Annotated in this window: 20 protein-coding genes; 6 read left to right on the top strand and 14 right to left on the bottom strand. The window is 64.7% G+C overall.

All coding sequences use genetic code 11. The features are described from left to right. Positions 1 to 13 precede the first annotated feature (13 nt). The 3 genes from BZL41_RS09380 (at position 14) to BZL41_RS09370 (ending at position 3070) form a co-directional block, all read left to right on the top strand. Entirely contained in the window at positions 14 to 994 is a 981-nt protein-coding gene (locus tag BZL41_RS09380; protein ID WP_095599046.1) for a tripartite tricarboxylate transporter substrate binding protein, read from the top strand. A 62-nt stretch (positions 995 to 1056) separates the two neighbouring features. Next, positions 1057 to 1539 carry a tripartite tricarboxylate transporter TctB family protein gene (locus BZL41_RS09375; protein WP_095599045.1) on the top strand — a complete coding sequence of 161 codons (483 nt, stop codon included), beginning with the start codon at positions 1057 to 1059 and terminating at the stop codon, positions 1537 to 1539. Positions 1540 to 1549: 10 nt separating this feature from the next. Beyond that, positions 1550 to 3070, top strand: a complete 1521-nt coding sequence (locus BZL41_RS09370) for a tripartite tricarboxylate transporter permease (RefSeq protein WP_095599044.1) — start codon at positions 1550 to 1552, stop codon at positions 3068 to 3070. A 179-nt stretch (positions 3071 to 3249) separates the two neighbouring features. Here BZL41_RS09370 and BZL41_RS09365 read toward each other — a convergent pair whose 3' ends face one another. After that, positions 3250 to 4383, bottom strand: a complete 1134-nt coding sequence (locus tag BZL41_RS09365; protein ID WP_095599043.1) for a mandelate racemase/muconate lactonizing enzyme family protein — start codon at positions 4381 to 4383, stop codon at positions 3250 to 3252. A 94-nt stretch (positions 4384 to 4477) separates the two neighbouring features. Here BZL41_RS09365 and BZL41_RS09360 point away from each other — a divergent pair, with 94 nt between their 5' ends. From BZL41_RS09360 to BZL41_RS09350, 3 genes are read left to right on the top strand one after another with little or no spacing between them, the layout of a single operon-like run. Then, positions 4478 to 5377, top strand: coding sequence for a LysR family transcriptional regulator (locus tag BZL41_RS09360; RefSeq protein WP_095599042.1), 900 nt, complete (start codon positions 4478 to 4480; stop codon positions 5375 to 5377). Between the two features lie 44 nt (positions 5378 to 5421). After that, complete coding sequence (locus BZL41_RS09355; RefSeq protein WP_095599041.1) at positions 5422 to 6312, top strand: alpha/beta fold hydrolase; 891 nt, start codon at positions 5422 to 5424, stop codon at positions 6310 to 6312. A gap of 22 nt (positions 6313 to 6334) precedes the next feature. Further along, positions 6335 to 7978: a phospholipase D-like domain-containing protein gene (locus BZL41_RS09350; protein WP_095599040.1), complete on the top strand. Its 1644-nt coding sequence runs from the start codon at positions 6335 to 6337 to the stop codon at positions 7976 to 7978. A 118-nt stretch (positions 7979 to 8096) separates the two neighbouring features. On the opposite strand, the gene BZL41_RS09345 is transcribed toward BZL41_RS09350, so the two are convergent. The 13 genes from BZL41_RS09345 to BZL41_RS28495 all read right to left on the bottom strand — a co-directional run. After that, positions 8097 to 8993, bottom strand: coding sequence for an ADP-ribosyltransferase domain-containing protein (locus tag BZL41_RS09345; RefSeq protein WP_095599039.1), 897 nt, complete (start codon positions 8991 to 8993; stop codon positions 8097 to 8099). 54 nt (positions 8994 to 9047) lie between these two features. Beyond that, on the bottom strand, positions 9048 to 10187 hold the full coding sequence (locus BZL41_RS09340) for a type III effector (protein ID WP_095599038.1): 1140 nt from the start codon (positions 10185 to 10187) through the stop codon (positions 9048 to 9050). A 3-nt stretch (positions 10188 to 10190) separates the two neighbouring features. Further along, positions 10191 to 10916 (bottom strand): ADP-ribosyltransferase domain-containing protein, encoded by a 726-nt coding sequence (locus BZL41_RS09335; protein WP_256578115.1) that lies wholly within the window; start codon positions 10914 to 10916, stop codon positions 10191 to 10193. A 205-nt stretch (positions 10917 to 11121) separates the two neighbouring features. Continuing rightward, positions 11122 to 11913 carry an ADP-ribosyltransferase domain-containing protein gene (locus BZL41_RS09330; protein WP_256578113.1) on the bottom strand — a complete coding sequence of 264 codons (792 nt, stop codon included), beginning with the start codon at positions 11911 to 11913 and terminating at the stop codon, positions 11122 to 11124. An 89-nt stretch (positions 11914 to 12002) separates the two neighbouring features. Next, a complete protein-coding gene (locus tag BZL41_RS09325) occupies positions 12003 to 12488 on the bottom strand; it encodes a CesT family type III secretion system chaperone (protein WP_095599035.1) in 486 nt (161 codons plus the stop codon). 148 nt (positions 12489 to 12636) lie between these two features. Further along, positions 12637 to 13890, bottom strand: coding sequence for an FAD/NAD(P)-binding oxidoreductase (locus BZL41_RS09320; protein WP_095599034.1), 1254 nt, complete (start codon positions 13888 to 13890; stop codon positions 12637 to 12639). Continuing rightward, entirely contained in the window at positions 13887 to 14123 is a 237-nt protein-coding gene (locus BZL41_RS09315; protein ID WP_095599033.1) for a (2Fe-2S)-binding protein, read from the bottom strand. Before BZL41_RS09315 ends, BZL41_RS09320 begins: the two co-directional genes overlap by 4 nt. Beyond that, positions 14111 to 15235, bottom strand: a complete 1125-nt coding sequence (locus BZL41_RS09310; RefSeq protein WP_256578112.1) for an FAD-binding oxidoreductase — start codon at positions 15233 to 15235, stop codon at positions 14111 to 14113. Before BZL41_RS09310 ends, BZL41_RS09315 begins: the two co-directional genes overlap by 13 nt. Beyond that, complete coding sequence (locus tag BZL41_RS09305; RefSeq protein WP_095599056.1) at positions 15232 to 16164, bottom strand: 4-hydroxyproline epimerase; 933 nt, start codon at positions 16162 to 16164, stop codon at positions 15232 to 15234. Before BZL41_RS09305 ends, BZL41_RS09310 begins: the two co-directional genes overlap by 4 nt. Before the next feature lie 247 nt (positions 16165 to 16411). Further along, positions 16412 to 17092: a GntR family transcriptional regulator gene (locus tag BZL41_RS09300; protein WP_095599031.1), complete on the bottom strand. Its 681-nt coding sequence runs from the start codon at positions 17090 to 17092 to the stop codon at positions 16412 to 16414. 51 nt (positions 17093 to 17143) lie between these two features. After that, positions 17144 to 18061: a dihydrodipicolinate synthase family protein gene (locus BZL41_RS09295; protein ID WP_095599030.1), complete on the bottom strand. Its 918-nt coding sequence runs from the start codon at positions 18059 to 18061 to the stop codon at positions 17144 to 17146. Positions 18062 to 18267: 206 nt separating this feature from the next. Further along, positions 18268 to 19020, bottom strand: coding sequence for an AraC family transcriptional regulator (locus BZL41_RS09290; protein WP_095599029.1), 753 nt, complete (start codon positions 19018 to 19020; stop codon positions 18268 to 18270). Positions 19021 to 19237: 217 nt separating this feature from the next. After that, a partial coding sequence (locus BZL41_RS28495) for a hypothetical protein (RefSeq protein ID WP_095599028.1) occupies positions 19238 to 19456 on the bottom strand: 219 nt, incomplete at its 5' end.

Here is a 19456-nt window from a genome sequence, read left to right as displayed (position 1 = left end):
TACGCCACCAGCAATGGAGAAAACAATGAAAAAGGCACTCCTCACCACCCTGATGTCCGCCTGCCTGGCGGTCGCCGCCGGCACTGCGCAGGCCGACGACGTCAACTGGCCGACCCGGCCGGTGCAGGTCATCGTCCCGGCCGCCGCCGGTGGCGACACCGACTTCAACGCCCGGACCATGGCCAAGTACTTCACCCAGATCACCGGCAAGTCGATGGTCATCACCAACATGGCCGGGGGCGGCGGCACCGTGGCTGCCTCCCAGGTGAAGGAGTCCGCGGCGGACGGCAACACGCTGCTCTTCGCCCACACCGGCACGCTGGTGGTGAACGAGGTGTCCGGCCTGCTGGACTACGGCTACGACGCCTTCGACATCGCCTGCATTCCCGGCGTGGATAAGGGCGCGGTGTTCGTTTCCGGCGACGCTTCGGGCATCAAGACCCTGGACGACCTCATGACCAAGGCCAAGGCGAAGCCGGGCAGTGTGGTCTACGGCACCGAACTGGGCGGTTTCTCCCACCTGCAGGGGCTGATCTTCGAGAAGCTGGCCGGCGTGGACCTGAAGATCGTCGACAGCGGCAGCGCGGCGGAGAAGATCACCGCGTTGCTCGGCGGCCGCATCGACATGGGCGCGATCAGCTACGGCGCGGTGCAGGACTACGCCAAGACCGGCGACATGCACATCCTCGCCCAGCCCAACGACGAGCCGAACCCGCTGTTGGGCGATGTGAAGACCTTCAAGCAGCAGGGCGTCGACATGGTGGTGGACAAGCCTTACCTGATCGCCTTCCCGAAGGGCACCGACCCGGCGATCGTGAAGAAGATGTCCGACATCATGAAGCAGATCACCGAGATGCCGGCCTATGCCAAGGACCTGGAGCAGGGCTTCAAACAGCCGGTGAGCTTCTACCCGACCGAAGAAGCCAAGGCCGTGCTGCAAAAGACCCGCGAGGACTACATGCAGTACAAGGACCTGCTGCGTCAGGCCAAGTGAGCCGCGACCTGCCGGGCTCGCGAGCGGCCCGGCGTTCCACCCCGCTATCCAGGATGTAACCGATGGATACTCATACCCGCAAAGAACGGCTGATCGGCGTGGTCATGCTCGGCTCCGGCCTGGCCTACCTGGTCATGACCATGAACCTGCCGCGCAAGGGCTTCATCGATGCGGCCTTCGTGCCCTACGTGCTGGCCTTCATCCTCTGCCTGCTCGGCGTCCTGCAATTGATGAACAGCCGCAAGCCGGCCAATGCCGGCAAGCCCACCGAGGCCGACGACGGGGAGAAGGTGCCGGCCGACTACCCCACGGTGCTCAAGACCCTCGGCCTGATCGTGCTCTACACCGCGCTGCTGTCCACGGTCGGCTTCCCGATCATGACGGCGCTCTACCTCTACGCACAGTTCATCGTGCTGACCCCGGCCGGGCAGAAGGCCAACCACATCGGCTACGCGGCGATCGCCGTGGTGGCGTCGCTGGTGATCTATTACATCTTCCGCCACGGCTTCGACCTGCTGTTGCCGTCCGGCTTCCTCGACCTCTAGGAGCACGGCCATGTTGGAACTTCTGCAACACGGCTTTTCCGCCGTCTTCTCGATCCAGATCCTGATCCTCATCACCCTGGGCGTCGGGGTCGGCATCATCTTCGGCGCGGTGCCGGGGCTGACCGCGGTGATGGCCATCGCCCTGAGTCTGCCACTGACCTACAGCATGGGGCCGGCGGCCGGCCTGTCGCTGCTTGTCGCGCTGTACATCGGCGCCACCTCCGGCGGCCTGATTTCAGCGATCCTGCTGAAGATTCCGGGTACGCCGTCGTCCATCGCCACCACCTTCGACGGCGGCCCGATGATGGAGAAGGGCGAGGGCGTCAAGGCATTGGGCGCGGGGATCGTATTCTCCTTCCTCGGGACGATTGCCAGCATCGCCGCGTTGATGTTCATCGCGCCCTGGCTGGCCAAGGTCGCGCTGCGCTTCGGCCCGCACGAATACTTCGCCATCGCGATCTTCTCGCTGACGCTGATCGCCACGCTGTCCACCGGGTCGATGATCAAGGGCCTGTTCTCCGGCGTGCTGGGCTTCGTCTTCGCCACCGTCGGCATCGCGCCGGTGGATGCCATCCGCCGCTTCACCTTTGACATCCCCAACCTGAACAGCGGCTTCGAGATCCTCACCGTGCTGGTCGGTGTGTTCGCCATCTCCGAGATCATCAAGGTCGCCGAAAGCGTCCGTGCGGAGCGCAAGGCCCAGGTCGGCAGCGTGAGCATGAAGGACATCAAGGGCTTCGGTTTCTCGCTGAAGGAGTTCTTCGGCCAGATTCCCAACTCGATCCGCTCCGCGTTCATCGGCATCGGTATCGGCATCCTGCCGGGCGTCGGCGCCGGCACCTCGAACATCGTCTCCTACATCGTCGCCAAGAAGCGCTCCAAGCACCCGGAGAAATTCGGCACCGGCGTGATCGACGGTGTGGTGGCCAGCGAAACCGCCAACAACGCCGGCATCGGCGGCGCCATGATCCCGCTGCTGACCCTGGGCATCCCCGGCGACGCGGTGACCGCGATCCTCCTCGGCGGCTTCATGATCCATGGCATCCAGCCGGGGCCGATGCTGTTCATGAGCCAGGGCGACCTGGTGTACACCATCTTCGCCGCGCTGATCCTGGCGTCGGTGATGATGCTGGTCCTGGAGTTCTACGGGCTGCGCATCTTCATCAAATTGCTGGCGGTACCCAAGCACATTCTCCTGCCGATCATCCTGGTGCTGTGCGTGGTTGGTGCTTTCGGCCTGAGCAGCCGGATTTTCGATATCTGGACCATCCTGGTGTTCGGCCTGGTCGGCTACGGTTTCGTCAAGGGCGGCATTCCCGCCGCGCCGTTCATCATCGGCTTCATCCTCGGCCCGATGGCGGAGACCAACCTGCGCCGCGGACTGATGCTGTCGGACGGCAACTTCATGGGCTTTCTCAGCAACCCCATCGCCGGCGGCTTCATCCTGCTGGCGGTCGCCTCGGTCGCCTGGCACCTGTTCAATGCCCTGCGCCACCGCAAGGACGGTGTGGTGGAGTTGCTGCGTTCCTGAGGATTTAGGGGCGAATTCATTCGCCCGGTGGCGGTGGGCTGTTGTAGGCGCGGGCTGGTGTCGCCACATGCAACCTGTGGGAGCGGATTCATCCGCGAAGAGCGGCCTGTCGGCAATTCGCGAATGAATTCGCTCCCACACGGAATGGGCGAACCAACCACCCCCTGCACGGACCCCGCTCACCCACGCCCATCGATCTCCACCTGCGCCACCGTCCAACCATCGACCTGCTCGTGCAAGCTGAGCCCGAGTCCGGGGCGGGCCGGCACGAGCATGCAGCCGTCGCGAATCTCCAGGCGTTCGTTGAAGGCCGGCTCCAGCCATTCGAAATGCTCGACCCAGGTGGCGTGCTCGTAGGCCGCCGCCAGATGCAGATGGATTTCCATGACGAAGTGCGGCGCCATGGTCATGCCGCGCAACTCGGCCATGGCCGCCACCCGCAGGAACGGGGTGATGCCACCGATGCGCGGGGCGTCGTGCATCAGCACGTCCACCGCCCCCCGCTCCACGTAGGCGGCAACTTCGGTGGCGCTGGTCAGCATCTCGCCGCTGCCCACCGGCGTATCCAGTTGGGCGGCGAGGGCGGCATGGCCCTCCAGGTCGTGGGCGTCGAGCGGTTCCTCGATCCACTCCAGTTCGTATTGCTCCAACGCGCGTCCCATGCGCAATGCCGTGGTGCGGTCCCACTGCTGGTTGGCGTCCACCATCAGCGGCACGTGCTCGCCGAGTGCCTTGCGCACGGCATCCACCCGTTGCAGGTCAAGGCGGCGGTCGGGCTGGCCCACTTTCAGCTTGATGCCGCCGATGCCGCGTTCGAGGGAGGCACGGGCCCGGTCGATCGCGTCCTCCACCGACGCCTGAAGATAGCCGCCGGAGGTGTTGTAGCAGCGCACTGCATCGCGGTGGGCACCCAGCAGCCTGGCCAGCGGCAGGCCGGCGCGACGGGCCTTGAGGTCCCAGAGCGCGGTGTCCAGCGCGGCGATGGCCTGGGCCGCCACGCCGCCGTGCCCCACGGAGTTGCCAGCCCAGGCCATGCGGCTCCACAGGCGGGCGATGTCGTTGGGGTCTTCGCCGATCAGCAGAGGGGCAACTTCCCGGGCATGGGCGAACTGCGCCGGGGCGCCGGCCCGCAGGCAATAGCCGAAGCCCAGGCCGCTGCAGCCCTGCTCGGTGTCGATTTCGGCGACGAGCAGCGAAACGTCGCGCAACGGACGCTGGCGCCCGGTGAGCACCTTGGCGTCGGCTACCGTGTGCGGCAGGGGAATGGCGACGGAGCGCAGACGGATTCGGCGAATGCTGTCAGGGTCGTACATGGACTTCTCCTGGGCGAGGGAAGCCCATCATGGACGGCCGCTTTGATCCACGTCTAATCTAATCAGGTATTTGATTGATGCTGGAAATGGATCAATGTTCGAGCTGTCCCAACTGCGCTGCTTCACCACGGTGGCCATGGAACTGAACTTCCGCCGCGCCGCCGAACGCCTGAACATGACCCAGCCGCCGCTGAGCCGGCAGATTCAATTGCTGGAGCACCAACTGGGCGTGGCGCTGTTCACTCGCAACACCCGTTCGGTGACGCTCACCGCCGCTGGCCGGGCGTTTCTCGTCGAAGCACAAAGCCTGTTGGCGCATGCCGGACAGGCCGCGCTCACGGCCCAACGGGTGGCACGGGGCGAGGCCGGTGCGCTGGCCCTGGGCTTCGTGGCCAGCGCGGTCTACGAGTTCCTGCCCAAGGTGGTGTCCGATGCCCGCATCGGCCTGCCCGGAATCGATATCGCCCTGCACGAGATGAACACCTTCGAGCAACAGGACGCCCTGCGAGCACGACGGATCGACCTGGGCATCGTCCGCGCACCCATGCAGCATCCCGGCATCGGCTGCGAATGCCTGCTGCGCGAGCCCTTCGTCCTGGCGCTCCCGAGGCAGCACCCATTGGCCAGCCGGGACGATCTGAGCGTGGAGGCGTTGCACGGCCAGCCCTTCATCCTCTACGCACATTCGGCTTGGCAGCCGTTCAACGAGCTGCTGACCGGCCTGTTCCGTGCCAGCGGTGTCGCGCCGGATATCGTCCAGATGCTCGGCTCCACCCTCACCATCCTCGCCCTGGTGGATGTCGGCATGGGGCTGACCCTGGTGCCGCGCGGCGCCAGCCGTATCCGCTTCGAGAACGTGGCGTTCCGCCCGATCGACCTGGGCCCCGGTATCCGCAGCGAGCTGTACCTGATCTGGCGCGAGGACAACGACAACCCGGCACTGCATACCCTGCTGCATGCCATCCGGCAGACGGCGAGAGCGCTGCCCGCGTAGGGGCGGGCTATGCTTCGACCGGTTCGGGCGATTTCGGAGGCGGCATGTTGAAGAACATCGAAGCAGGCGTATTGGATATCGCCTACGAAGAGAGCGGCCCGGCGAACGGCTGGCCGGTGTTGCTGATGCACGGCTTCCCCTACGACATCCACGCCTATGCCGAGGTGGCGCCGGCGCTGGCTGCCCATGGAGCGCGAGTGATCGTGCCCTACCTGCGCGGCTACGGCCCCACCCGGTTTCTCCGGGCCGACACGCCCCGCTCGGGCCAGCAGGCGGCCATGGGCCAGGACATCCTGGCGCTGCTGGACGCCCTGGCCATCGACTCGGCCCTGCTGGTGGGCTACGACTGGGGCGGGCGCGGCGCCTGCATCGTCGCGGCGCTGTGGCCGCAGCGAGTGCGCGGGCTGGTCAGCATCGGCGGCTACCTGATCCAGGACATCGCCCGCGCCATGGAGCCGGACGAGCCGGAATACGAACTGGCGTACTGGTACCAGTACTATTTCCACAACGAGCGCGGCCGTGCCGGGCTGGAGCGCAACCGGCAGGCGCTGTGCGCGCTGCTCTGGCGCCTGTGGTCGCCGACCTGGGACTTCGACGAAGCGACCTTCGCCCGCAGCGCCGCCGCCTTTGACAACCCGGATTTCGTCGAGGTGGTGATCCACTCCTATCGCCATCGTTTCGGCCTGGTGGCGGGCGATCCGGCACTGGAGGGTATCGAGCGGCGCCTTGCCGCCCAGCCACCGATCACGGTGCCCGCCATCAGCGTGGACGGCGCCGACGACGGCGTGACCCTGCGCAGCACCGCCGCGCATGCCCGGCACTTCAGCGGCTGGCACCGGCACGCCGTGGTCGCCGGCGCCGGGCATAACCTGCCGCAGGAAAAGCCGGCAGAACTGGTCGAGCTGATCCTCGAACTGCACGACCAGACCCGATGAACCTCCACACAGGGATGTGACCATGCGTGTACTCAAGACCAACCCCCAGGACGACTTCCGCATCAAGTCTTATGCCGGCACCAACGGCGTGCTGCTGGCGTTCGATGTGGCCGAGGCGCGGCGCGACGGGCTGCTGGGCTTCGCCGTCGAACAGCGGGAGGAGGGCCGGGATTGGCAATGGCTGCTCAACAGCCTGACCTTTCCCGGCCAGGCCCATGCGATTGCGCACTGGAACGCCACGCCGAGCGATATCGCACCGATCCAGAAATTCCGCTGGGCCGATTACAGCATCGAACCCGGCACCACCTGCCACTACCGTGTGCATCTGGCCTACGGCCGCCCCGGTGCCATCGAGCTGGGCGACTCCCTGGAACTGGCGGTGACCACCGACGACGGTCGGCCGGAAGGGCATCGGGTGCTGTTCAACCGTGCGGCGGCGGCCAGCCAGTCCTTCGGCCGGCGCTTTCCCGAACTGGTTGCACGCCTGGAGCAGGAGCGCAACCTGCCCCTCGAAGCCTGGCCGGAGGCACCGCGCCGCTGGCTGGAGAACGGCCTGCTGGAACGGATTCTCGCCTTCATCGGCCGCGCGACGGACAACCAGTGGGCGCTGGACATCGCCATCTACGAATATGAACTGGACGCCATCGCCGAGGCGGTGAACGCGGCACAGGCCCGTGGGGTTCGGCTGCGCGTGCTTTACCACGCCAAGGCCGGCGACCATCAGACCCAGGAAAACGAAGCCCGCCTGGCTGCTCTCCCTGAGACGAGTCGGCGCGGGCGCGTCACCTCGCGCATCTTCCACCACAAGTTCGCCGTGCTCAGCCGTCTCGAGGGGAGCGAGTTCAAGCCCTGCGCCGTGCTGCTCGGCAGCACCAACTTCACCGAGAACGGCATCTACCGTCAGGCCAATGTCGTCCACATCACCGACGACCCCGGCGTGGCCAGCCAGTACGGGCAGCTCTTCGACGTGATCTGGAACGCGCCGGCCGACGTCGGCGCCACGCGCGACTGGATCAACCGGCACAACCCCCTGGAGGCGGGGCGGGCGCTGTTCGCCGGCTTCTCCCCGCGCAGCGGCGCCGCCGACCTGGCCGAGTTCGCCGCGGTGATGCGCGGGGCGGAGCGCGACCTGCTGTTCGCCACCGCCTTCGCCTTGCCCGACGACATCCTCGACGCCCTGCTCGGTGCGCCCCACGACGACGTGCTGCGCTATGGCGTGCAGAACAAGGGCAGCCGTATCACCGGCTTCCACGCCGACCGCACCGCCGAATTCACCGCCACCGCGCTGCTCTCCAAGGGCTTGGAAGGCTGGGTGAAGGAGGGGCTGCGCGGCCAACGCGGCAACCTACTGGTGCACCTCAAGGCAGTGGTGGCGGACTTCACCAGCGACGCCCCGGTGATCATCAGCGGCAGCCACAACCTCAGCCTGCCGGCGAGCAACGGTAACGACGAAAACTACCTGATCATCCGCGGCGACACCGACCTCGCCGACCGCTACGGCCTGGAAATCCTGCGCTTCTACGAGCACTACCGATTCCGCTACTACGCCCGCAAGCTCAAGCTGAAAGAAGCCCGCCCGCTCAGCCCGGACAGTAGCTGGGCCGACGACTACTACCGCCCCGGCCACCTGAAACGGCTGTCGCGGCTGCGGTTTTCCGGGCGGTGACGGAGACACTGGTGAAGCGGGCGAATGGATTCGCCGGGGCTACCTGTAGGAGCGAGCTTTGCTCGCGAATGGGGGGAGGTGTTTTTCCCCCTGACTCTCGTGTGTCGGTCTGTCGCTTTTAAACTTCATTCAGCTTGATATGCCAACGTCCAGAGGCGCTTTTTTCTTTGCCCGTTACTTGGAAGCGCGCATCGAGATCGAACAGCGCTTCATGCTCGCTCTGGTTGATGGATACGGAGCTGAGGCGGACTGCTGAAGTGCTTTCGATTTCCAGCAGAGGACTCTTCTGATACCGAGTCTGGGGATTGTTGTCTTTCTTGTTCTTGACGCTCAGGGTTGTAAAGGAAGACCCAACAAGGGAAAGATCCTCTGACGCGCTTATGAAGGTCGTGTCGTGATAACTGTCGCCGAGTCGAAAGTTGTTATGAATGAATTTGTCGTCGACCGGTTTGTTGATGCCGCGGTAGAGCGTTCTGTTGGCAACGTTCTCTGGATTTTCAGCCAGGCGTTTCAAACCTTTCTGCATGTTTTCAACGATCAGCCGCATGTCATCGGTCGGCTTACCACTGCGAAGCTGGCGGTTGACCGACTTGTAGAAGTGCGTGGTGTAAAGACGCAGCGCCAGGAATTCGTCATCCGGCATCGAAGCGAGTTCGGGGCGGGCATCCTTCTGCCTGAACGCATGGTTGAAGGTCGTTTCCGCAGGGGTGTAGCCGAAGCGCGTCATTTCACGCTCGAGGGCACGCTTGAGTGGCGTGTCGTTCAGACGTGTCAACGGTTCCCGACTGCTGCTGGCTTCTGCCGGAGCCTTGCCTTTATGGCCAGCGCTCAGTGAGGTTGGATAGTGCTCAAACCCCGAATGGGATAAGGGCGGCACCGATTGAGAAGAGCCGTGCTGGGGGGCGAAACAGCATGTAAGAGCGCTGATCAGGCCGCCAAATGCACTCTTCGACTGGCTCTGTGTCGCGGGCGTATGGAATGAAGGTGACGAAGGTGAAGAGGCGGAGATGTTCATATGTGACTGAAGCCCAAGGTGGTGTGACTACTTTCGGTGTGAGGAGGTGTCCGTTTAGTTCTGGCGCTCTGGTTCCTGGTCAAGCCGACTCACCAGGTATTGCTGGGCCTGGTTATCGACGCTGAAGCCTCGCCCACGGATGGCCTGGCTGAAGGGCTGGGTATAGAGGGTGTCGTCCCATTGTTCGTCCAGACCGTGGGCGGCCGCTCCGAGGTTCACTTCCAGCATGGAGTGATGATCGTCCTGGCCGAAGTAGCCGTATGCGGCGAAGCGCACCAACTCCTTCAGGGCGCGCTCATCGTCGGTCCCCAGGGCCTTCTGGCATCCAGGCCCCAGGAAGCGCACCACCGATAGAAAGCGGGAAACGGTTCCCGATGGGCCGGCGATCACCGGTTTTTCGGCTTCGGCAGCCCGCTTGGCAAAATCACTCTCGGGTCTTACACGCCAGATATCCTTGCCGTAGCCTCTGAGTATCTGCAGCGAGTCATCCGCAAGAGGAGGAAAGCCGAAGCCTATTCGTGGCTGATTGGCCGGCTGGTTAACCGGGTTGTGGCGATGGAAAGCGAGTTCGCGGGGGCTGACTTCATCGTGGCCAAGAGCAGAGGCAGGGCGAAACTGTGCCTTGCCGACTTCCTCCCGACTCTCCCTGGCGGTGGTGATCCATCCGGATGGCTTGTACAGGTCGCCCTGAACCGAGTCGAGGTAGTCGACATCGACCAGTCCCGACAATCGTTCCCGAAAGGCGGCTTCGCTTGCCGTCCGCTGCACGATCTCCTTGAAGTTATTGCTCAGCATCAGGTTGGTGAACAGCGTGCCCAGTTCCCTGAAGCTGCCCGACTGGCTGGTTGCCCGGATGGCGGGGCCATTCCAGCCGACGCTACCCAGCACATCGAAGCGGGGGCTGAGCACACCGCTGCCGTTTCGATTGCTGTCGTGAGGGCGCGAGGCCGCCTGGATGATTTCCGCCCAGCCTTTGACCTCTCCGTGGGCTCTGACGAAGGTATCGATCATCGCGCCGACCAGGGAGTGAAAGATCTTCCTGGCGGCAGGATGGGTCGCGATATGGTCGATGACGGCCCGTTCGATGCGTTCATTACGTTCCGAGCGGGACTGGCTTTCGTTTGCCGTGGGCCAGGTTTGCGACACAGGTGCCGCCATCTGCGCGTGTAAGGAAAGGCTATTCGTTATCTGCATCGATCATCTTCCCGTATGGGACTCGTGAAGGTCGACGAGCCAGGTATTGTCCTCCTGCTTTTCTAGGCCCACCACATCGAAGGGCGTATTGGGTGGGATGATGGCCTCCTGTTCATCGGAGAATTTGGCGAAATCCTTTATTTCCACGGCGGATGACGACTGAATGCGCAGCTTGACCCGATTGCTCATCATGTCGGCGATTTCCGGGTCGGTCGATGTGCTCATGAATGCTTCGTCCCGATAAGTTCTTCCAGGTTTGAAACGCTGTTCCACTTCCCAGTCGGCCAAATGCTTGCCGATACCCCGGTACAGTGTGGTGCGTACTTGGTGATCGGGATCTTCAGCCAATTTGGCCAACCCCTTGTTGAGCGCCTCGACCACAGGCAAAAGATCATCCTGCGGCCGATAGCGAAGATGGCGGTTGATCGGTCTGTAGAGGTTGGTAGAAAAGAGATGAACCGCTAGGAATTCATCGTCGGAGAAATGCTCGGCATTGGGATTGGCATCTTTGTTGGCAAGCGCCTCCTCGATCATTTCCTTGCCGGGTTTTATCTGTTGGAACGAATCCCGGTGCACGGATTTCAGCTCTTGGTATTCGCGGTCGATCATGGAGATCATCGCCTGCTTCGTAGGCGTATTCGTGAGCCGCGGATCTTCCAGCCGCTGTGCGCGAGCTCTCCTGGTGTGGCTATAGCCTGAATAATCTTGGGAGAGCGCGTGTGTATGCATGGAAGAAAGCGGGGGAGCCTGATGCGACGTTGAGCCCTGGACGGGGGCGAAGCAGCACGTGAATTGGTTCAGTAGTGACTTGAATGAACTCTTCCCGGAAGAATGGGACGTGTTGCCGTACTCGGTAACGGGTGTGGAGCCAGACGAGGAGTTGATGTGCATTGGGATTCCGTCAGTTTCGCTGTTAAGTAATGTGTTTCGTCGCTTAAATTTCTTTCAGCTTGATACGCCAGTTACCAAATCTGTCCTGTTCCTTGCCTGTTACCTGAAACTCGGCCTCGAGGCCAAAGAGCGCTTCTTCTTCCCCCTCCATGTTGGATAGCGTCGCAAGGCGTACGGCGGAGGCGCTTTCGATTTCCAGCAGAGGGCTTCTCCGATAGCCGGATTCGGTGCTTTTCGTCGCGGTATAGCCAGTGGAGGAAATGAAGCGACTTTCCGATGCACTGATGAATGTTTTGTCGCGGTATATATCGCCAAGTCGGAAGTTCTGATGGACGAAATCATCGGTTACCGGCTTGTTGATGCCACGGTAGAGCGTACCGACTGCCAGGTTTTGCGGATCCTGGGATAGTCGCTTCAGACCCTTCTGCATGTTGTCGACGATCAGTTGCATATCCTCTGATGTCTGGCCGCTGCGAAGCTGACGGTTGATCGCCTTGTAGAAATCACGGGTGTAAAAGTGCAAGGCCAGAAACTCATCGTCGGGCAAGGATGCCAGTTGGGGCTTGGAGTCCTTGTGGGTCAGCGTGGAGGCAATGAGTTGTTCTGGATTGCTTCGATAGCCAAAGCGACTCAGCTCTTGAGCCAATGCCTGGGTGAGTGGCGTTCTGTTCAGACGTGCCTGTGGTTCCTGGCGGCTGGATGTTGCCGGTTCCTTACCTTTCGCCTGGCTACTTATCGTTGCGGAATATTCTCCGAGATGTACCTGGGAGAATGGGGGCACCGATGAGATCGAGTGGGACTTGGGGGCCGGACTCAGTGAGAGTGATTCGACCAAGTGGCCGAGCTCCCCTGTCGGGCTGCCTGGTTCGGACCCCGTATAAGAGTAGTGTGTCGGCGACGACGAGGGAGAGATATTCATGGCGATCAGACCAACCCTTGCGCCGCCAGCGGACGGAACGCATTGCTCGCTCCAGTGGAAGAGCCCGTTCCGGGCTGCGTGCGACGAAAGCCTTCGATGAGTTCCCGAAGCTGTTCGCCCAGCGACTGGATGTTATCCAGCACCATGAGCAGTTGATCCGTGCCGTGCCCGGTCAGGTCGTGGGCATGGCGCAGGCACAGGCTGTTGCGCTCGACATCGAGGGCAATGCAGGTGTTCTGCGTGTGCGCGGGCGAGAGGTTCAGATGCAGGGCCAGGGCCAGCAGCCGGCCGTCCTTCTCGGGGTTGATCGTAGTCAGCGGCATGACGATGAACACGGCCTCGCCTTCGAGAGAAGGGACCAGCAAACTGGTTTGGCCATTCTTACCACGCCAGAGGCAGTGGCCCTCTTCACGCAGGGTTGCCAGGGCGGTTGCGTCACAGCCGAGTTTCTTCAGGCCTTGTTCGAGCAGAGAGGTTGGAGTAGCAGTCATGGGGCGGCGCCATCTTGGGGTTGAAGATGGCCTTTGCGTGGAACTTGGCAGGATTCCGTTCCTGCTTGTATCAATCCCTGTGACCGGGTTGGCGCGCCGAGCCTGAATAAGCCTGGGCGCAATCCGGGAACGGGTGGCTGCTCCGTGCTTACCCCGTCCAATCCTCCAGGCATAACAACGTTTCGATCCGGGTCGGGCTCAGGGGTGGGCGCGGAGGGGTGGGTTGCCAGCCGAACAGGAACTGCGTCGCGGGGCCGCAGGTACAGCCCTGGCAGGCACCCATGCCGCAGCGGCTGGCCAGTTTGGCGTCGACCCAGCCATTGCGCCCGGCGAGAGTGGCGTAGGGGACGTCCTCGCAGCGGCAGACCAGGGTGTCGGGGCGCGGCAGGGTCTTTAAGGCCGTGGTGAGGGCAAAGCTGTGCGCCAGGGCGTCGGCGAAGCGTTGCCAGTGTCGGCGCTTCGGCCACAGAGCCTGGGCGTGCTGGCGCTCGCCGATAGCGGCATACCCGGCGATGGCACCCTCGACCAAGGCCAGTTCGCTGCCGCCGAAACCGGTGCACTCACCAGCGGCATAGTGTCCGGCGCGGTTGGTGCCTTGCCAGGCGTCCACGGCGATGGCCTCGCCGTCCAGGCGACAGCCCAATGCCTGGCCGAGTTGGGTATTGGGAACCAGGCCGAAGCCGCAGGCCAATCGTTCGCAGGCGAGTTCGATCACCTTGCCGCCCTGGCGCAGGCGTACCGCTTCCAGGCGGTCCTGGCCGAGTGCTTCGAGCACATGGCTGTCGCAGCGGTAGCCGGGGTCGAACAGGCTGACTGCCTGCGCCACCTTGTTCGGCCACTGGGGCAGGCGTGCCATGAAGCCGGTCACGGCGCGCCAGGAGGCCTGCTCGGCGATGCGCAGCACCCGGGCGCCGTTGCGTTTCGCGGTGGCGGCGCTGGCCAGCAGCAGCGGCCCGCTACCGGCGATCACCACCCGTTCGCCGGCCACCGGCAGGTTGCCCTTGATCAAGGCTTGCAGGCCACCGGCACCGGTGACGCCCGGCAAGGTCCAACCGGGGAAGGGCAGCAGCCGTTCGCGGGCGCCGGTGCAGAGAATCAGCTTGTCGTAAGCGAGGACGAAGCCGCGCTCGGCATCTTCCAGCAGCAGGGCGTTAGGACCGGCGACGGCAACTACGCGGGTGCCGCAGCGCAGCTCGATGTTGGTGTGCTTCTCCAATGCTTCGCGGCGTTGCAGAGCTGCTGGCGGCAGATGCGCCTGCGGTCCGTCGCGCCAGATCTGCCCGCCGGGGGCCGGGTTGTCGTCGAGCAGCACGATACGGGCGCCGCTCGGCGCGGCGGCGAGGGCGGCGGCCATCCCGGCGGGGCCGGCGCCGACGATGAGCAGGTCGCAGTGTGCGTTCATGGCAGCGTCTCCACGCACATGCCGTCGCGGCACTGGGTCTGGCAGGCCAGGCGCAGATCGCCGTCGATGATCACCCGGCACTCCTGGCACACCCCCATGCCGCACAGCGGCGCCCGGCGCTGGCCACTCACGGAAGTGCGGCTGGTCCCATCGCCGCCGAGCGCGAGGGCGGCTGCCACGCTGGTGCCGGGCGCCACCCTGAGCGGGCGGCCGTCGAGAGTCAGGTCGGGCATGCGGCATCTCCGAGAAAGCGTTGGGGAGAGTAGGGTTGCAGCGGCAGCGGCGGTGCTTCGTCGAATAGCTGCGCGGCGAGCAGTTCGGCGGTGGCCGGCGCGGTGGTCACGCCGAGCCCTTCGTGACCGACCGCCAGCCACAGGCCGGGGCGTCGTGGGTGCTCGCCGACCAGCGGCAGCCCGTCCGGGCTGGCGGCGCGAAAGCCGGTCCAACTGCGGATGCCGTTGAGGCGGGCCAGGCCGGGCATGTACTCCACCGCGCGGCGCAGCATGCGGGCGAGCATCGCGCCCTCGACCTGGGGATCACTGCTGCCGAACTGGCGCGAGGAGCCGATCAGCAATTGTCCGGTCGGTCGGGGCTGGATGTTGCAGGCCACCGAGGGGCCGGCACTGTTGTGCGCGCTGGTGACATAGCCGAGCTCCACCAGCGTGTGGCTGACCCGGCCGGGATAGCGGTCGGTGACCAGCAGATGGCCCTTCTTCGGCACGATGGGCAGTTCCGGGAACAGCTCGGTAGCCTGGATACCGTTGGCCAGCACCACGGCGCGCGCCGACAGCCAGGCGCCGTCGTCCAGGCGCACGCGGTTGCCGTCGATCTCGACGACCCGTGCCTGTCGTTCGCGGATGCGTTCGGGAAAGGCGCCGAGCAGCCAGCGCGCGACATTCGGGGCGTAGACAATGCCGTCGCCACTCAGCCTGAGCGCGCCGTGCAGGCCCTCGCACAGGGCCGGCTCGAGCGTGCGCAGGCGCTCGGCACCGATCAGTTCGCCGGCCACGCCCTGCTCGGCGAGGGTGGCGTGCTTGGCTTCGGCAGCCGCCAGTTCCCCGGCGTTCGCCGCCAGCCACAGGGTACCGTTGTTGCGGTAGGCACAGCCCTCCGGCAAGCGCGGCCCCCACTCGCGCCAGCGGCGCAGCGAATGGTCGCTCAGCGCCAGTTCGGCCGGGTTGTCGTCGAGGACCAGCAAATGGCCCATGCCCACCGCCGTGGCGCCGCCGCAGCGGGCGTCCAGCACCAGCACGTCGAGGCCGCGCCGGGCCAGTTCGTGGGCGCAGGCGGCGCCGACGATACCGGCACCGACGACGATGATGTCCGCCGCGCTTTCTCCGCTCACGGCTGGATGCCCCAGGCGAACGGGTCGTCCTCGTCGATCAGCAGGGTGGCTTCGGCGCTGATGTGGGCACGACCGCGAATGGTCGGCACGATACGTTCGCCCTGCCATTCGTAATGGCCCTCGAACTGGCTGCCGATGACGCTGGCCTGGCGCCAGACCTCGCCGGGGCGCAGCGTGCCGTCGGCTGCCAGGCAGGCCAGCTTGGCGCTGGTGCCGGTGCCGCAGGGCGAGCGGTCGTAGGCCTTGCCGGGGCAGAGCACGAAATTGCGGCTGTCCGCCGTGTCATCGTCGGCGAACAGTTCGATGTGGTCGATCAGGCCGCCATCTTCGCCGCGGATACCCTGGGCGTCCAGCGCCTGACGCACGGCCCAGGTGTAATCGGTGAGCGCGTCGAGGTTGTCCCCGGCGATGCGCAGGCCGTGCTCGGCGACGAGGAAGAACCAGTTGCCGCCCCAGGCGATGTCGCCGACCACCCGACCGAGGCCGGGAACCTCCACGGCGACCGCCTGGCGATAACGGTAGGCGGGTACGTTGCGCACGCTCACCGAGCGGTCTTCGTGGAGCGTTGCCTCCACCGTGCCCACCGGCGTTTCGATCCGGTGCACGCCGGGGCCGATGCGGCCCAGGTGCGCCAGGGATACGGCCAGGCCGATGGTGCCGTGGCCGCACATGCCGAGGTAGCCGGCGTTGTTGAAGAAGATGACACCGGCACAGGCCGATGGATCGACCGGCTCGCAGAGCAGCGCGCCGACCAGCACGTCGTTGCCGCGCGGTTCCAGCATGCAGGTCCGTCGCCAGTGGTCGTGGCGGTCGGCGAGAAGCTGGCGGCGTTCGGCCATGCTGCCGTTGCCGAGGTCAGGAAAGCCGTCGATGACCAGGCGGGTCGGTTCGCCGCCGGTATGTGAGTCGAGGATGCGGATGCGCTTCATGGAACCGTTCCTGCGGAGGAGGGAGTGCCTGCAAGGATGCGTGTTCCGGACGGCGCCGGCTTGATGGATTTCCACCGGTGCGATGACGAAATCGGCATAGGTGGGCAGCAGAGCATGCGGCGGGCGAACGAATTCGCCTCTACACGAATCGTCCGCTTTGCGGCACCTTTTCGCGAGCAGAGCGGAGTCAACCGTAGGGGAATTCACTCGCCCAACCCGGCCATTTGCCGGGCGAATTTATTCGCCCCTACAACGGCGCTCGCCGCCTGGGCAGATGTTCGTACAACGTCTGGCAGACGCCTTCGATATGGTTCTGGATCAACCGGGCCGCGCCTTCGGCGTCGCCGGCGCGGCAGACCTGGAGGATTTCGCGGTGTTCCTGGTCGGCCCGCGCCTTGCCGGCGGACAGGCTCATCTGCAGACGCAGATAGCGTTCCAGCTTGTCATGGATGGAGCGGATCAGGTTGAGCATGAACGGCCGTCCGGCCGGTTCGTAGAGACAGGCGTGCAACTGCCAGTTCAGCTCGGCCCAGCGGCCGATGTCGTCCTCGTCGAGAAAGGCTTCGCAGATGCGCTCGGCGCGGGCGAAGGTCTCTTCGGTCATGTTCGGCACGGCCAGGCGGATCGCCTCGGCTTCGAGCAGCACCCGCACCTCGAACATCTGCGCCAGCTCGGGTTCGGAGAGGCGCGTCACCAGTGCGCCCCGGTTGCGCTGGAACACCACCAGCCCCTCGGCTTCCAGACGCTTCAGGGCTTCGCGCACCGGAATCTTGCTGACGTTGAACTGGCGGGCGATGTCGTCCTGGCGGATCGGCTCGTCTTCGGCGAAGTGGCCGGCGACGATGGCCTCGCGCAGATGACGGGTGATCACATCCGAGGCGGTGGGAGCGATGCCCAGGTTGGGCGTGTTCGACGGAGGTAGGGGCACGCTGTTCGTCCTGTTTCAACCGGCGCTCATTCTACAGTGTGCCCCCGCCACTCACAGACCCACGTCAGGCAGGGCGAGGCGGTTCTCCAAGGCATGCGCCATCAGCGCCTCGACGAAACGGCGATCCGCCTCCGGCAACGCCAGGCGCGGCGGGCGGGTGAGGGCGGAGCCGCGCTGCATGATGGCTTCGCAAAGCTTGATGCACTGCACCAGATCGGGTCGGGCATCCAGGTGCAGCAGCGGCATGAACCACTCATAGAGCGGCAGCGCCTCGGCGAGGCGGCCTGCCTTGACCAGGCGGAACAGCGTCTCGCCCTCCTGCGGGAACACGTTGGACATTCCCGACACCCACCCCTCCGCACCCACCGCGACGCTTTCCAGCACCACGTCGTCGAGTCCGGCGAACAGCACGAAGCGGTCGCCCACCTCGTTGCGCACGTCGATGAAGCGGCGCGTGTCGCCGGAGGAATCCTTGAAGCAGACGATGTTGTCGCAGTCCGCCAGGGAAATCAGGATGTCGGGCGTCACGTCGTTCTTATAGATCGGCGGGTTGTTATAGACCATCACCGGCAGGTCGGTGTCGGCGGCCACGCTGCGAAAGTGCGCGGCGGTCTCGAACGGCTTGGCGGAGTAGACCAGGGCTGGCATCAGCATGATGCCGTCGGCACCGGCGCGAGCCACTTCGCGGGCGACCTGGCTGGCGTTGGTGCTGGTGAATTCGGCCACCCCCGCGATCACCGGCACCCGTCCGGCCGAGGCGTCCTTGGCGATTTCCACCAGGCTGATTTTCTCCCGCAGGCTCAGCGACGTGTTCTCGCCGACGGTGCCGCAGATCACCAGACCGGAGACCCCATCCCGCACCAGATTGGCGATGACCCGATGCGTCGCGTCGAGGTCGAGGGAGAAGTCGGGGCGGAACTGGGTGGTGACGGCGGGAAACACACCGCTCCAACCGATGGCTTTGCTCATGATGGCCTCCAAATGGCTATTTAGTATTTCGTATACGATATTTTATGAAAGCAGAACCTGTGCCAATTCAGGCGCGATTACCACGGAACGGCGCAAAGACCCATCACAGGCGGGGCGGGCATGCGGCACGGGAATCTTCGTGGCGCGTACCGGCCACGACGCTGTTACCTGGCGGAGCAGCGATGTCCGCAAAGGAAGCGCGTGGCTCAACGATGGGGCAGGGTTTCGCGGTACTGGCTCGGCGAGAAGCCGGTGTGTGCCTTGAACTGGCGGCTGAAGGCGCTGTGATCGGTGTAGCCGCAGCGCAGCGCGATATCGGTGATCGGCAGGTCGCTGGCCAGCAGGCTCGATGCCGCCCCCAGGCGGGCACGCAGAATCATCTGTCGTGGGGTGAGCTGGAACAGGCGCTTGCAGTGGCGCTCCAGTTGCGCCACCGAGAGGCCGGCCACGGCGGTCAGCTCGGCCAGGCCGATCGGCTGGGCGAAGTGCTCGCGGATATAGTCGTCCACCGCCGCCAGCCGCTGGTACGCCGGATGATTGGACTGTGGAGCCAGCAGATCGCAGGAAACACCGGCCATGCCGATGATACGGCCCTGGGCATCCCGCAATGGCAGCTTGTGGGTCAGGCACCAGCCCGGATGACGGGCCGGATACAGGTGCAGCTCCAGGCGGTCGGCAAGACGAACGCCATCGCGCAACACACTGCGATCCTGCGCCGTGTACAACGGCCCGAAGCGCGCCGGGAACACCTCTTCAGCCGTCCTGCCCAGCAGCGATTGGTTCTCCTCGTAGCCACAGCGCTGCGACAGGGTGCGATTGACCATCACATAACGTGCCTCGCAGTCCTTCACGAAGAACACCACGCTGGGCATCTCGTCCAGCAACGGCGCGACCAACTCCAGGCTGGCGAGCAGCGTGGGCAGGTTGGGAGCGGTGGCGCGGGGGAGCAGATCGAGCATCGTTCACGTAGGCGAGTCGGCGGGAGGGTGGATGGAGGATAAGGGCTGCAGGATCGGCAGGGTAGGTGGTTTCCCGTATCTGCTTATGGCCAAGCAAGCCATGACAGTGTTTGGCCACGCTGGAAAGGGATGGTGAGGTGCCGAGAAAGGTGCAGGCATACAGCCTTCGGCGAGTACGCCCGCACCCAAATGCTGCGGGGGCTAGCGAGTGTCGACTTCAGTCGCCGTGACGTTCGAACGCCGCCGCATACAACCCCGCTGCATCACCCAGCAGCAGGCGGAACGCCGCAAACACCTCGCCGTTATCCAACTGTGGCTCGTTGCAATACAGCACCAACGCCAACTGCTGCGCCGCGTTCAAACGTTCCTGCCCGGCTTCGAATAGCTCGTCCGAGCTGAGGCGGGTATTGGTGTAAAGCACGGGGCGGGTGGTCGT

The sequence above is a fragment of the Pseudomonas sp. PIC25 genome (assembly GCF_002286785.1).
GTDB lineage: Bacteria > Pseudomonadota > Gammaproteobacteria > Pseudomonadales > Pseudomonadaceae > Pseudomonas_M.
This window is presented reverse-complemented; position numbering and strand designations above follow the sequence as displayed.

Bases quoted from the DNA above. Each gene is read 5' to 3' on its own strand.
- BZL41_RS09325 (WP_095599035.1), bottom strand. From the start codon at position 12,488: ATGACTGCTACTCCAACCTCTCTGCTCGAACAAGGCCTGAAGAAACTC.
- BZL41_RS09345 (WP_095599039.1), bottom strand. From the start codon at position 8,993: ATGAACATCTCCGCCTCTTCACCTTCGTCACCTTCATTCCATACGCCC.
- BZL41_RS09295 (WP_095599030.1), bottom strand. From the start codon at position 18,061: ATGAGCAAAGCCATCGGTTGGAGCGGTGTGTTTCCCGCCGTCACCACC.
- BZL41_RS09335 (WP_256578115.1), bottom strand. From the start codon at position 10,916: ATGCATACACACGCGCTCTCCCAAGATTATTCAGGCTATAGCCACACC.
- BZL41_RS09320 (WP_095599034.1), bottom strand. From the start codon at position 13,890: ATGAACGCACACTGCGACCTGCTCATCGTCGGCGCCGGCCCCGCCGGG.
- BZL41_RS09355 (WP_095599041.1), top strand. From the start codon at position 5,422: ATGTTGAAGAACATCGAAGCAGGCGTATTGGATATCGCCTACGAAGAG.
- BZL41_RS09360 (WP_095599042.1), top strand. From the start codon at position 4,478: ATGTTCGAGCTGTCCCAACTGCGCTGCTTCACCACGGTGGCCATGGAA.
- BZL41_RS09315 (WP_095599033.1), bottom strand. From the start codon at position 14,123: ATGCCCGACCTGACTCTCGACGGCCGCCCGCTCAGGGTGGCGCCCGGC.
- BZL41_RS09340 (WP_095599038.1), bottom strand. From the start codon at position 10,187: ATGCAGATAACGAATAGCCTTTCCTTACACGCGCAGATGGCGGCACCT.
- BZL41_RS09350 (WP_095599040.1), top strand. From the start codon at position 6,335: ATGCGTGTACTCAAGACCAACCCCCAGGACGACTTCCGCATCAAGTCT.
- BZL41_RS09305 (WP_095599056.1), bottom strand. From the start codon at position 16,164: ATGAAGCGCATCCGCATCCTCGACTCACATACCGGCGGCGAACCGACC.
- BZL41_RS09290 (WP_095599029.1), bottom strand. From the start codon at position 19,020: ATGCTCGATCTGCTCCCCCGCGCCACCGCTCCCAACCTGCCCACGCTG.
- BZL41_RS09370 (WP_095599044.1), top strand. From the start codon at position 1,550: ATGTTGGAACTTCTGCAACACGGCTTTTCCGCCGTCTTCTCGATCCAG.
- BZL41_RS09365 (WP_095599043.1), bottom strand. From the start codon at position 4,383: ATGTACGACCCTGACAGCATTCGCCGAATCCGTCTGCGCTCCGTCGCC.
- BZL41_RS09375 (WP_095599045.1), top strand. From the start codon at position 1,057: ATGGATACTCATACCCGCAAAGAACGGCTGATCGGCGTGGTCATGCTC.
- BZL41_RS09380 (WP_095599046.1), top strand. From the start codon at position 14: ATGGAGAAAACAATGAAAAAGGCACTCCTCACCACCCTGATGTCCGCC.